Source organism: Bacillus sp. JJ1127 (genome assembly GCF_036965845.1).
Classification (GTDB): Bacteria; Bacillota; Bacilli; order Bacillales; family Bacillaceae_G; genus Bacillus_A.
In genome coordinates, this window is record NZ_JBALQK010000005.1 from 408 (window position 1) to 14,147 (window position 13,740).

Sequence of the window (13,740 nt, forward strand, 5' to 3'; positions counted from 1 at the left end):
ATCCTAAATAGAAGAATGCTTGTTTCATATCTTTATTTTGATAAGACTCACCAGCAAGTTTAAAATATTTTGCTCCAGTTTCCTTCGCTTGTTTTGCAAATGGAATATATGTTGTTCCATTATCAGGATCATAGAAATGAGAAGCAAATGTACTATTATCATAATAAGGATTTTCATAATCGGCAGAATAAATACCATTCTCTAAATCTGTGCGCCATTCATTTAATAATGCTACTTCATCTTGTTTAACGACTGTTGTATTATGAGACATAATGTCAATTCCGCGATTTACAATCCATAAATGAGAGTTTACTCCCTCTTTATGTCTATCCTCAGCAGACCAGCGCGGAATAACTCCAACTCCATGCCCTCCGTCATTTTCATGAGCAAATGCTACATTTTGTAACGGTGCTACTAATGTAATTGCGGCTGCTAAAGCAAGTACTTTCTTTTTCATCTAAAATCCTCCCTTTCTAATTTAAGTTATGAAAATATGTAGTTAGGATCCTATAATGTCATTTGGTTAACCTATGATTAGAATATCCCACCTTTCAAGAAAATTCTATTAATAAATTGAAATATGCGAATTTTCATATCATTATAATTCTATATACTGTAAATGTAATTAATAACAAAATGCTCTTCATTGTAATAAACGATTGTTACTATCATGCAAATGAATCTCTAAAATATTGTAAAAAATAAAAGCAATCAGACGCTTACTCTGATTGCTTTTATTCCTTTTCTAAAAAAAGGCTACTTTTTTCTATTTATCCCGCAATAACGGGCAGGAAGACCCCCACTGATTAAAGTTTCACTTTATATATTATTTAGGTGAAACAAGAATTTTTACTTGCGTTTTATCTTTTACAAGTGCTTCAAATCCTTCTTCTACAACTTGATCTACTGTAATTTTTTTCGTAATTAATTTCTCTGCTTGAATTTGACCAGAGCTAATTAATTTAATAACAGCTGGGAAGATGTGGCGATATCCAAGTATACCAATAACTTCTTTTTCTTTTAATACTAAGTTATTTGGAGTGATTGTCGCGTCTTTTTCCCATACGCTGACAATAACAGTTTGTCCTTCAAAGCTTGTACTTTCAATTGCTTGACGAAGTACAACTTCAACCCCTGTTACTTCAAAGCTAACGTTTACACCTAAACCATTTGTTACGTTACGGATTTCTGCTAGTACATCTTGTGTTGCTGGATTTAATACGTAATCAGCACCCGCTAATTTCGCTAACTCTTGACGTTCTTTAGAAAGTTCAACTGCAATAATAGGAGTTGCTCCTGCTGCTTTCGCCGCTTGGATCACAAGAAGTCCAATTGGTCCACAGCCAAATACAGCTACAGCTTCACCTTCTTTTAATTTACTTTGGCGTACTGCATGAACTGCAACTGCTGCTGGTTCTACAAGTGCGCCTTGTTCATAAGTCATTTCATCTGGAATATGGTGAACCATATTTTCTGGCACTACAGTATATTCAGAGAAACCACCGCCTTCTCCACCAAGACCGTGGAAAACAAGTTGTTCACAAACATTATAATGTCCATGTTTACAAGCTTCACATTTACCACAAGAATAAATAGGTTCTACAACAACGCGGTCCCCTACTTTATGAGATGTAACACCTTCACCAATTTCAACCACTTCACCACTAAACTCATGACCTAAAATAACAGGTGCTTTCACATGTGTTAGTGGATGTTCTTCTGTTGGAATGAAAATAGGTCCTGCTAAATATTCATGTAAATCTGTTCCACAGATACCACACCATTTAATTTTGATTTTCACTGCCCCTGGTCGTACAGTTGGTTCTGGAACTTCTTCTACTCGTACATCACGTTGATTATGCCAAAGTAATGCTTTCATTTTATCCATCCCTCTCTATGTATATACTTAACCTGGTGAAGTTTACAAATCTATCATAGTACTTTTATCCATATATTTCAAAAAAATAAATCCACATTTCACCAATTTTTAACAATTATTGTTCGTTCTTTTGTCACTTTATACTTTTTTCCACATCTGTTAATTCAATTTCATTGCAGGTGAAATTCGCATTATGCCATAATAGCATAGGAGAGGTGGATGTCGCTTGAAATATTTTATTTATTTTATTGTTATCGTAGCGTTTTTAGATACATTTTCACAATTACCTATTATGAGTACTTACGCACAAAGTCTTGGAGGAACGCCTCTTATTATTGGACTTGTTGTGGGCATGTACTCATTTGCCAATATGATTGGTAATATTATTGCTGGTATATCTGTTGATAAATTTGGGGCAAAAAGAGTACTTTATATAAGTATGGGAATTACAAGTTTCATAGTCTTACTATATACCGTTGTCCAAAGTGGCGGACAATTACTTATCGTTCGTTTTCTTCACGGATTTAGTGATGGTTTCTTAATTCCCGCTGCCTTTACATTCCTATCTAAACAAACAAAATCAACAAAACAAGGAAAGGCAATGGCACTATCTGGTGCAGCTGTCGGAACAGCTGCAATCGTCGGTCCTGCTTTTAGTGGCATTATGAAAGCAACCGCAGGGATACAATGGGTATTTATTACAATCTCAGTTTTAATGGTAATTGGTACAGTCGTATCCTTGTTCTTATTACCAAATCATATAACAAGAACAGATACATCACGTACACAAATGATGAATCAAGAAGATATGATGGGTCTATTAAAATCCGAACCATTATTACAAGCGTACCTTGGCGCGTTTACATTAATGTTTTCACAAGGAATTGTCACATATATGTTACCAATGAAAGTGGAAGCACTTGCGCTCAAATCATCTACAACAGGCATGATGATGAGTGTCTTCGGGCTTACAGCAATTATCTTCTTCTTATTGCCAACAAATCGTATTTTCGATCGCTTTAACCGTTCGAAAATGATGCTAATTGGTATCGCGGTCATGGCATTTGCACTTTCACTACTCGGTCTATTTACAACAAAAGGTATGATTTTTATCGTCATGATGATTTACGGAATTGGGTTCGCTATCCTCTTCCCTTCTATTAACGCTTTACTTGTTGAAAACACAACAGAAAATAACCGCGGGAAAGCATTTGGACTATTTTATGCATTCTTCTCATTAGGGGTAGTCGCTGGCTCATTTACAATTGGAGCAATCGGTGCATCACCTAGCGCGAGTTTTGTAATCGGAACGGCATTCTTACTAACCTTTGCTGGAATGATTTATGTTAGAGGAAAAGTAAAAAAGACAATGATGGGTTAAATTCCATCGTTGTCTTTTTTATTAAAATACCTATTCACATAATCCGTAATCTATATAAGTACAAATTAAAAAATCGACATAAAACTTTTCTTTTTAGATGGGAGAGGAAATCCGGCCATGCATAAAAGCGGTCAGATCCTTTTTCTGCCCCATGCCAAGTGAAAACAAAGAGAGAAAATAAGTAGCGGTCACTTTTTGTTCTTCATAGCAGCGACTTATATACTGGAAAATCAAAATGGATATATATAATGGAATAGTTGAAAGCAATACTGCCTCATTCATTTTCAATGGAAAATCTTAAAATACCGACGAGACTTCGACAATTTCCTCGGAAATATTTCTTTTCTTTGCACAGTTTGATAAATTACACATAGGACAAGTACGCACTTTGTTTAAAGTGCGTACTTGTCCTATTTTACTAATCTATTAACGGTGAATCCAAACAGCTCCTGCCGATTTATCATCTGCTTGTCCAACAACTTGGAATTTAAGTCCTAATTGTGGAACTTTGCGTCCCGCATCAGGAATTTGACTATTGCTGTATACTTTAGAATCATCGAATGTTGTAACACCTTGTAAACCAGGATAGTTAAATTGCCCACGTGTCAATGAATTTACATTCCAAGCTGGTGTTTGATCAAATGAAAATGCAGCATCTGCAATTTGTAAACCTGTGGTTCCGAATACTGGTTTTCCATTTAAATTTCCTACAACTGCTTCTGGATGGGAATCAACAACACCAAGGAATCCTTCACCAGGATGTTCACCAACCCAGTTATCTTTAAAACTATCATCCGCATACCAAACAACAAGACCAGTATTATACACTGGGCCTTTACTTGCTTTTAATCCCATATCTGAACCAGCGTAGTTTCTCCATTCTAAGTAATAATAATGTGGTTTCTTTTCTGTTCCATCAGAAACAACAAAACCTTTTAAATTCATTTTCCCTTGTCCTTCCGTATCATCTGAGAATACGGTTTTCCCATCAACTGTTACATTCACATTATCCATTGCAAAACCTTTATACGTTAAGGCCGGATCTGTAATATAATCAAATTGCAACTTCACTTTCTTCCCTTTAAATTGGCTTAAATCATATGATTTATCAATCCATTTCCCCTCTGTTGTATCTTGGTCCCCTTTTACTACCTTATCTCCTAGTTTATCAATCAATGTTTTTGTCCCATCTTCTGTCACAGCATGCACTTCAATAAAATCACAATTTGCTTCAAGTTCATAATTTGCTTTGTAATCAAATTTTGCATTAACTGCCTTTGTTAAATCAAATAATGGTGTTTCTAATGTTGTATGGATATCATCGCCTCTTGTACTATAATATGCGTGCTTTCCAAATTCCGGTTTAATTGTTTCAATACTTTTTCCAGGTAAATTTACACGTACAAGGCCTGGACGATTTGATTTGGTAACACTTTGATCAATATATGTAGGGAAACCTACGCCACGTTTTATTTTATCGTAATCTACTTCTACAATCTTCGCCCAATTTCCACCCATGTTTTTTTGTAAGAAATCTTTATTTTGTGGTGAAAAACTTGTTGGTTCTGTTCCTGCGATTTTTCCTGTCCAGCTACCACCACTCATTAATGACCATGCTTCAACAGGTGATCCAGTTCCTGTATAGTTTGTATCATACTCATCTGGCAATCCAAGATCATGACCAAATTCATGGGCAAATACGCCAACTGCACCATCTTCAGGTTCAATCGTGTAATCATGTGCAGCTACTTTTCCATCCCAATAGGAAACCTTTGATTTGGTTCCTTCAATTGCGACAGGATCTTTCGCTAATTTAGAGCGATGTGACCAAATTGCATCATCACCTAATTTACCACCACCAGCTTCTTGACCAACACCAGCATGAATCACCATTAAATGATCGATTACACCATCTGGTTCATTTTTATTCCCATTTCCATTTGCATCATAGCGATCAAATTGATCAAATTGAGATAAATCTATTCCTTTCTCAGCCGCTGCTTTTAGTGCTTCCTTTACTAAATCACGTGGCCCTTTTGGTCCTTTATTATCATGACCGCTAGTACCATCAGCACCGTAATCGGCAGCTTTTCCTGGAACAGTTAGCCATTCTGTTACATATCCATCTGTCGTATAACTCCCGCCGGACTGTTCTTCATAATATTGTTTAAATGTTTTTACTTTTGAACCATCAAATAACGTAAATGGTTCATTACCAAATAACATGTTTTGATAATGTTCTCTACTAAAATCTTTCGAATACATATAGCCTGGTGTTTGCTCAATGTTATTATGTTTATAATCACTAAACTCTACGAGTAGTACAAGTACTTTATCTGTACGTACAGCTCCGTTATATGGTGCTTGCTTCGCTGGGAAAGTTGGTACTTTCCCATTTAACTGTTTTTTATTTAGTTCTGGTGTTTGCTCCGCGTTAACGTTTTTTGCAGGTTTCTTTACTTTTTCCTTTTCTTCCATTTTTGTTTCTTTTACTTTTTTCACAAAATCAGATGCTTCTTTAGCAGGATCACCAGGAAAAATTTCTTTGTTTGGTTGATCCCCTTTCTTTTTCTCAATATATTGCTCCACAGCTTTTTTTGTCTCTTCTTTGGATGCTGACGGATCAATCGTTCCCCTTTCTTTCAAAGCCTCTGCTAAACGATCTTCTTGAATTAAATTGTTATCAATTGAGGTCGTTGAGATTTCCCCTTTTGATTGAGAAGGTGTTTCCGCATAAGTTGATGATGCACTAAATACAAATGTGCAACCAAGCATTGTTGTAATTGCTAAAGACGATAACACTTTAAATGGTGTTTTTCTTTTCATTACTAGTTCCTCCCTTATCCCCTCTTCTTAAATCTAAAAATTCAGATAATTTATGACGTATATGAGTTCTATCCTCCCTTGCTATCAAAAAAGACATGATTCTATAAATGATGAGTATCCCTTTATAGAATCATGTTCTCCAGTTCTCTGGTCAAGCCCTTCGCTTGCTCTTTTATCCTATGTCAAAAAAGTTCAAAACAAAGAGTTATTTACTATATATTAAATAACTTAGATAGTAAAATGTAAAGATAATATGCATAATTGCATGAAAATTCTCTTAATATTTTTAACAAATAAAAAACCCAAGATTAACGAAATGTTAACCTCGGGTTTGTTTCACTTATTTCCCTTGTGTTTTTTCCCAGTCTGCTAAGAATTTCTCAATTCCTTGATCTGTTAACGGATGTTTTACTAATGCTCCGATTACATTTGCTGGGATTGTTGCAATGTGTGCACCATTTAATGCTGCGTCTGTTACGTGAACACTGTGACGGACAGATGCCGCAATAATTTCTGTCTCAATACCGTGAATTGCGAAGATATCAGCAATTTGACGGATTAAGTCCATACCGTTGTGGCCAATATCATCTAAGCGTCCTAAGAATGGAGATACATATGTCGCACCAGCACGTGCTGCAAGCAATGCTTGTACCGCTGAGAATACTAACGTAACGTTTGTGCGAATTCCTAAATCAGAGAATGCTTTTACTGCTTTTAAACCTTCTTTTGTCATTGGTACTTTTACAACAACGTTTGGAGCAATTTTTGCTAATTCTTTTCCTTCTTCAATCATTTTAGCCGCTTCTAAACTAATTACTTCTGCACTTACAGGTCCCTCTACCACACTGCAAATTTCACGAATGCGTTCATGGAAATCTACGCCTTCTTTTGCTACAAGTGATGGGTTTGTTGTTACACCTGCTAATACACCTAATTCATTTGCTTCTTTGATTTCGTTAATATTTGCTGTATCAATAAAAAATTTCATTTGTTATTCTTCCTTCCTAAATGTAAGTTTATATTTTATTTTTTCTTAATAAGCTCTAATTCAATCGGAATGAATTTTTCCACTTTTTTACCTTGGTTCACTTGTTTTGCTGTTTCCATCGCTTTCTCTCCGATTAATCCTGGTTTTTGTGCAACAGTTGCTGCCATACGTCCATCATTAACTGCTTTCACAGCATCGTCCGTTGCATCAAATCCAACAACAACCACATCTGTTTTCCCAGCAGATTTTAATGCTTCAAGTGCACCTAATGCCATTTCATCATTATGAGCGAATACTGCTTTAATATCACCATTGACTTGTAAAATATTCTCCATAACGGATAATCCTTTGGCACGGTCAAAATCAGCAGCTTGCTTAGCAGTAACTTTTAACCCCTTATCAGCTACTTTATGGAATCCTTTCCCACGCTCACGTGCAGCAGATGATCCAGGAATTCCTTCTAGCTCAGCAACACTTGCCCCTTCACCAACAAGTTCATGAATGTATTCGCCTGCCATTTTGCCACCTTCGATATTATCTGAAGCAATATGAGAAACAACTTTCCCTGAGTTTGCAGCGCGGTCTACTGTAATAACAGGAATATTCGCCGCATTTGCTGCACTCACAGCTGAGGCAACAGCGTCTGAATCTGTTGGATTAATAACAACTACATCAACGCCTTTTTGAATTAAATCTTCGACATCATTTGTTTGCTTCGCTGCATCATTTTGTGCATCAACAGCAATCAATTCGATACCACTTTCTTTCGCTTTCTTTTCTGCACCTTTTTTCAATGTGACGAAAAATGGATTATTTAAAGTGGAAACAGAAAATCCAACTTTAATAGTTTTATTTCTCCCTTTATCGCCAGAATCCTTTGCCCATTCCGGTGGTTCCATTGAACATCCGGCAGTAATTACCATGATACATGCAACGAGCATAAGCAACCATTTTTTCATGAATTGTCCCTCCATTACGCTTCTTTTCGACGATCAATTAATACAGCAAGTAAGATAACAAGTCCTTTGACAACTTGCTGGAAGAAAGAAGATACCCCTAATACATTTAAGCCGTTGTTTAGTACACCGATAATAAGTAAACCAATGAATGTACCAACAATCCATCCTCTTCCGCCCGAAAGACTTGTTCCTCCTAAAACAACTGTAGCAATTGCATCTAATTCGTAAGAAGAACCGGCAGTTGGCTTTGCAGAATCTAAGCGTGATGTTAACACAATACCTGCAAACGCTGCCAAAATACCAGAAAGACCGTAAATCATTATTTTTATTCTCGTTACATGAATACCTGATAGTGCCGCTGCCTCTTCATTCCCACCAATTGCAAAAGTACGGCGACCAAATGTTGTTTTCTTTAAAATAAAGTACAGAACTGCGAAAGCAATCATCATCGTTACAGCTGGTACTGGAATACCAAGGAAATAACCACGACCAAACATTTGAAACATTAAGTGATCACCAAGGCCAGTGATCGGACGTCTGTCCATGTAAACAAGCGTGAGCCCGCGAAAAATAGTCATTGTTGCTATTGTAGCAATAAATGGTGCTACTTTTCCCTTCGCAATGATGATACCGTTTACAATCCCCATTGCAAGACCAGCTAACAATCCAACTGCCATTGCAAGGAACGGATCCATGCCATTTGTCATCATTCCAGCAACAAGTGCACTTGATAATGCTAAAATAGAACCTACCGATAAGTCAATACCCCCTGTTAAAATAACGAAGGTCATTCCAAATGCAATGAGTGCATTAATCGATACTTGGCGTAAAATATTAAATAAATTTGAAATTTCTATGAACGCTAGATTTAATGCGATAATGACTACAATGATAAGCACAATACTCCATGCTTTTTCATCCAACAATCCCCTGCACTTCTTGCACCTTTTCTCTCGTTGGCATACCACCTTGAGCTCCAAGCTTCGTTACAGAAAGGCCACCGGCAATGTTTGCAAAACGAATTGCTTTTTGCAATATCTCTCCTTCAGAAAGAGCCACCGCTAACGCACCGTTAAACGTATCACCAGCTCCTGTCGTATCTACTACTTCAACAAAAATACTTGGCACATGAACAATTTCTGTACCATTATGGAAACGAACACCCTTTCCACCTTCTGTCATGAGTAACTTATTTGGATATTTCGCAAGTAACTCTTCAATTGGTGATTCAAAATCATCTAATACAATGCGGCACTCATGTTCATTCGGTGTAATATACGTCACTTTTTCCAAAATATCTGTTGATAACACTTGTGCTGGAGCTGGGTTTAACATAACCGGAATGTTATACTCTTCACAAAGAGCAAGAACGTATTTCACTGTTTCAAGTGGAATTTCAAGCTGAAGGACAACCATATCCGCTTTGATAAGAAGATCTTTCGCACGATCTACAAGTTGCTCATTCACACGGCGATTTGCACCTTGGACAACGACAATACTGTTATCTTCTTCTGCTAAAACAATATGAGCAATTCCTGTCGTCTCATCTGTAACCGGTACCACATAATCGATAAAAATTTGTTCATTCTCTAAATTGTTTCTAACTAACTTACCATAATCATCATTTCCTACAGCTCCAACCATCGCCACATTCGCACCTAATCTAGCTGCGGCAACAGCTTGGTTTGCTCCTTTTCCGCCAGGAACTGTATGAAATGCTTCACCAATCACTGTTTCTCCTGCTTTTGGCCTTTTGCTTGAAACAGCTACTAAATCCATTGAAATGCTTCCTACTACTGCAATATTGGGCAACTATTTCATCTCCTTACTTCGTTGTATTTCTTTCTATAATTTCAATCGGTAAACGATAATGCTCTGTTTCTAATGAATTTCCTTCCATTCGTTCTAGCAATAATTCTGTTGCAATTTTCCCCATTTCATAAATAGGTTGTGCAACAGTTGTAATGGATGGATACATCATTTCTGTTAAAAAAATACCATCAAATCCAATAATTTGTAAATCATTAGGAATCGCAATTCCTTTCTGCAAGGCAGCTTTTACAACACCGATTGCAATCAAATCATTTCCAGCTACAATACCATCAATATGCGGATATTCTTCCAGCAGCTCCAGCGCTACATGTTCGCTATTTGCTGGATCAAATGTACTCTCAGCAATCATATACGAAAGACCATGTTGCGTAATAATATCTACAAAGCCTTCAAAGCGTTCATTTGCTGTACTTACATCACGCGGTCCACGAATATGTGCAATATGTTTGCAGCCTTTTTCTAACAGTAACTTTGTCGCTTCTTGACTCCCTGCATAGTTATCTGCGTATACCGTAGGAATTCGCTCATTGAACATACGGTCAATTGCCACAACGGGTACAGATAAATTCATGTAATTCACACTATTTTGTGGGTTCGTTGCCACAATAAATCCATCTACGTTGTTTTGTCTAAGTACATCAATATACTGTTTCTCTTTTTCTAAACTTTCATCAGAATTACAAAGTACAACTGTATACCCTTGTTTATGTGCTACATCCTCTACGGCACGTGCAACTTCTGGAAAGAATGGATTGACGATGTTCGGAACAACCAAACCAATTAAACGAGACTTTTTATTATATAAAGAGCGTGCTACTGTACTCGGTTTATAATCTAACAGCTCAATTGCTCGTTCTACTTTTTTTAATGTATCTTCATGAACGTATCCATTTTTATTTAATACTCTGGAAACGGTCGCAACAGATACTCCCGCTAATTTCGCAACGTCTTTAATTGTACTCATTCTCTTCCCTCTCCATTCCATGTAACCGTTTACACAAAAAATATAACGTATTTCTAAAAATACGTCAATCATTTCTAACTAAAAAAGATTATATGTTATACACAAAGAAAAAAGCATCACCATAAGGCAATGCTTTTCTCTATTATGACTATGATACTTGTGTATCTTTTTCTTCTACAGCTGGCTTTTCTGCACCTTTTTTACGATCAGAAAGCTTGATTTTCTGTAAGAAAATCGTTAATACAGCACCTACTACGATAAAGATTAATCCTGTTAAGAATACATTATGAAGTGAATCTACTAAAGATGTTTTTAAAATTGGTACAATCGTATTCGAAATTGCTTCTGGCATTTGTTTTAATGCTTCTGGACTAAATAGCATTGAATATAAACCTTGTGGATCTGTATGAATCATATCTTTAAACTTCGTTACCATTTGCCCCGCTTCTGCTGGGAATGTATTTAATACAGGCAATAGTTTATTTGTTAATGTTGTACCTGAAGTGTTATTCATAATAGACCCTAAAATCGTAATCCCGAATGTTCCCCCGATTTGACGGAAGAATTGGCTTGAAGATGTTACAACCCCAAGATCTTTTTTCGGGAAGCTTTCTTGTAATGCTAATGTTAATGTTGGCATTACAAGACCCATTCCTAAACCGATAATCATCATATAAGAAGTTGCAACAAGCTTACTTGTATGCATATCCATCGTTGTTAATAGCCAGAAACCACTAGCCATAATGAGCATCCCTGTAATAATTTGCGGCTTCACGCCTACCTTTAATACGAGCTGACCACCAATAATACTCATGACAATCATTGTAATCATCATCGGTGTCATAATCGTTCCTGATTCAGCTGCACTTACACCAACGATTCCTTGCATAAAGAATGGAACGAACATAATTGCTCCAAACATTCCAATACTCATAAAGAAACCAATTGCGTTTAATAATGTAAATGTACGGTTTTTGAAGAAATGTATTGGTAAAATTGGTTCTTCTGCCTTTTTCTCTACAATTATAAAGCTTACGATACCAATTAAAGCAAGCGCAAATAATCCAATGATTTGCCAAGAATCCCATGCATAATCTTTTCCGCCAAATGTTAATGCAAGTAATAAACTCACAACGCCAAGAATCATAGTGAAAATCCCAGCGATATCAATTTTAATCGGACCTGTTTGTTTATGTGATTTTAAGCCCATCGCGATAAAGATTGTCGCTAAAATACCAACTGGCAAGTTAATATAGAATACCCATCTCCAGTTAACAGCATCAACAATCCAGCCACCAACTTGTGGTCCAATTACAGAAGCAAGACCGTATAATGCTCCAAAAATCCCTTGCCACTTTGCACGTTCTTTTCCTGTAAACATGTCCCCAATAATAATCATCGCCATTGGCATCATAATACCGCCGCCAAGACCTTGAATACCGCGGAAAATAATTAACTCCGTCATACCGTTTGCCATACCACATAAAGCAGAACCAACCATAAAGGTAATTAATCCTGTTATATATACGGTACGACGTCCTAATAAATCTGCTAACTTACCAGCAATAGGTACAACTGTCGTTGATGTTAACATGTAAGCTGTTGTTAACCATGTCATTAAACTTAATCCACCTAGTTCACCAACAATACGCGGCATTGCTGTACCAACGATTGTTCCGTCTAATGCAGCAAATAACATAGCAATTACTAAACCGATTAACAGCAGCTTTCTATTTTGATTTTCTTGTTGTTCCATGTAATCTCCTCAGTTCCATTTAGTTTCTCTCTTTTTCCTCAGATGCTCCGCAAATAATTGCTTCTAGTTTTTCACATAAGCGTAATAAGTCTTCTCTCTCTTGTAATTCTAATTGTGAAAAGTACTTTGCAATATGCTCATTACGAGCAGTCATCGCTTCTTCTAATACATCTTTCCCCTTCTTCGTCAGCTCAATTACAACAACGCGGCGATCATTTTTGTCATGATAGCGCAGCACCAATTCTTGATCGATTAACCGATCAATCATCACTGTAATTGCACTTGGCTTCACATACATTTTCTTCGCCAGCTTTGTTGCTCTGGATGCACCGTAATGATCTAAAATTTTTAAAATATAAAACTGCGGTGGTGTCAGTCCAGATGCTTGCATTTGTTCTAGTAACTCTGTTTGCATTTTCTTTCCTATCGAGAATGCTAGAGCCTGAATTTTATCGATATGGGTCATATCATTTGGCATGTGATCCCCCTCTTATTTAAGCAATAAAATATTTAACGTTTTTAAATATTAACCCCTCTAATAAAATTCGTCAATACTTTTTATTTATAAAAGCGTTTACATTTTCGCCGTAAAGTTGTATAATATTCAATCTGGTAAATATTTATAATCATAGAACATGAGACTATACAGCTATGGAGCATAGAAAGGGTCCCCTTTCTATGCTCCGTGGTCTTTTTTATTTTCTATGTCATAAAAATGTTCTCAATTAGTGAATGCGGTACAAAAATGTTTGTTTGGAACGTTCTCCGCAAAGTTGGCGGTGAACTTATGAACCACTTGTAACATTAGGACGATTCTTACTTGCAAATCGTTGACAAAGTATTTTCTACTTCCCACATATTCTTGTAATTTTAGTTGGTGTTTATGTGCAAGTTATCATGCGTGATACACCGCAATCTTGTAGTTTATCACCTATTGAAGAGAATATCCTATAGATGCTTTCGAATGAACGATGGATTCATTTTACTACTTGCCTCCTGCGCGCTTGCAATTGTCTTTCTTGTTCTTACTTTACCTACAAGATCAGAAAAATTTTTTTCTAAAACAATCCTACAAGACAAATTATTATATTTCACAAGAAACGAGAGACAGTTCTTTCCAAAATGTCTCTCGGTTTTTCTACATATATCTCTTT

Annotated in this window: 10 protein-coding genes and 2 pseudogenes; 2 read left to right on the forward strand and 10 right to left on the reverse strand. The window is 36.5% G+C overall.

Annotated elements, in window-relative coordinates; all coding sequences use genetic code 11:
- Together V7183_RS00685 and bdhA are read right to left on the reverse strand one after the other, a co-directional pair.
- Positions 1-457: pseudogene (locus V7183_RS00685) on the reverse strand (phospholipase); the annotation flags it as partial.
- A gap of 369 nt (positions 458-826) precedes the next feature.
- Positions 827-1,879 (reverse strand): (R,R)-butanediol dehydrogenase, encoded by a 1,053-nt coding sequence (bdhA, locus tag V7183_RS00690; RefSeq protein WP_335358399.1) that lies wholly within the window; start codon positions 1,877-1,879, stop codon positions 827-829.
- A gap of 226 nt (positions 1,880-2,105) precedes the next feature.
- On the opposite strand from bdhA, the gene V7183_RS00695 reads away from it, so the two are divergent.
- Positions 2,106-3,260: an MFS transporter gene (locus V7183_RS00695; RefSeq protein WP_335358400.1), complete on the forward strand. Its 1,155-nt coding sequence runs from the start codon at positions 2,106-2,108 to the stop codon at positions 3,258-3,260.
- 426 nt (positions 3,261-3,686) lie between these two features.
- Here the strand turns inward: V7183_RS00695 and inhA2 are convergent, their stop codons facing one another.
- The 8 genes from inhA2 to V7183_RS00735 all read right to left on the reverse strand — a co-directional run bounded on the left by inhA2 (position 3,687) and on the right by V7183_RS00735 (position 13,064).
- Positions 3,687-6,086 (reverse strand): M6 family metalloprotease immune inhibitor InhA2, encoded by a 2,400-nt coding sequence (gene inhA2 / locus V7183_RS00700; protein WP_335358401.1) that lies wholly within the window; start codon positions 6,084-6,086, stop codon positions 3,687-3,689.
- A 340-nt stretch (positions 6,087-6,426) separates the two neighbouring features.
- The gene (gene fsa, locus V7183_RS00705; RefSeq protein WP_335358402.1) at positions 6,427-7,074 is read right to left on the reverse strand and encodes a fructose-6-phosphate aldolase; all 648 of its coding nucleotides are present in this window, start codon (positions 7,072-7,074) and stop codon (positions 6,427-6,429) included.
- 35 nt (positions 7,075-7,109) lie between these two features.
- Positions 7,110-8,033 carry a ribose ABC transporter substrate-binding protein RbsB gene (gene rbsB / locus V7183_RS00710; protein WP_335358403.1) on the reverse strand — a complete coding sequence of 308 codons (924 nt, stop codon included), beginning with the start codon at positions 8,031-8,033 and terminating at the stop codon, positions 7,110-7,112.
- Positions 8,034-8,047: 14 nt separating this feature from the next.
- Positions 8,048-8,956 carry an ABC transporter permease subunit gene (locus V7183_RS00715; protein ID WP_438825144.1) on the reverse strand — a complete coding sequence of 303 codons (909 nt, stop codon included), beginning with the start codon at positions 8,954-8,956 and terminating at the stop codon, positions 8,048-8,050.
- Positions 8,949-9,845, reverse strand: a complete 897-nt coding sequence (gene rbsK, locus V7183_RS00720; protein ID WP_335358405.1) for a ribokinase — start codon at positions 9,843-9,845, stop codon at positions 8,949-8,951. The genes V7183_RS00715 and rbsK overlap by 8 nt, the downstream gene beginning before the upstream one ends.
- Positions 9,846-9,858: 13 nt before the next feature.
- Positions 9,859-10,851, reverse strand: coding sequence for a LacI family DNA-binding transcriptional regulator (locus tag V7183_RS00725; protein ID WP_335358406.1), 993 nt, complete (start codon positions 10,849-10,851; stop codon positions 9,859-9,861).
- A 127-nt stretch (positions 10,852-10,978) separates the two neighbouring features.
- The gene (locus V7183_RS00730; protein WP_335358407.1) at positions 10,979-12,586 is read right to left on the reverse strand and encodes an MDR family MFS transporter; all 1,608 of its coding nucleotides are present in this window, start codon (positions 12,584-12,586) and stop codon (positions 10,979-10,981) included.
- A 19-nt stretch (positions 12,587-12,605) separates the two neighbouring features.
- A complete protein-coding gene (locus tag V7183_RS00735) occupies positions 12,606-13,064 on the reverse strand; it encodes a MarR family winged helix-turn-helix transcriptional regulator (protein WP_097896500.1) in 459 nt (152 codons plus the stop codon).
- A 228-nt stretch (positions 13,065-13,292) separates the two neighbouring features.
- Here V7183_RS00735 and glpT point away from each other — a divergent pair.
- Positions 13,293-13,531: pseudogene (gene glpT, locus V7183_RS00740) on the forward strand (glycerol-3-phosphate transporter); the annotation flags it as partial.
- Between the last annotated feature and the right edge of the window lie 209 nt (positions 13,532-13,740).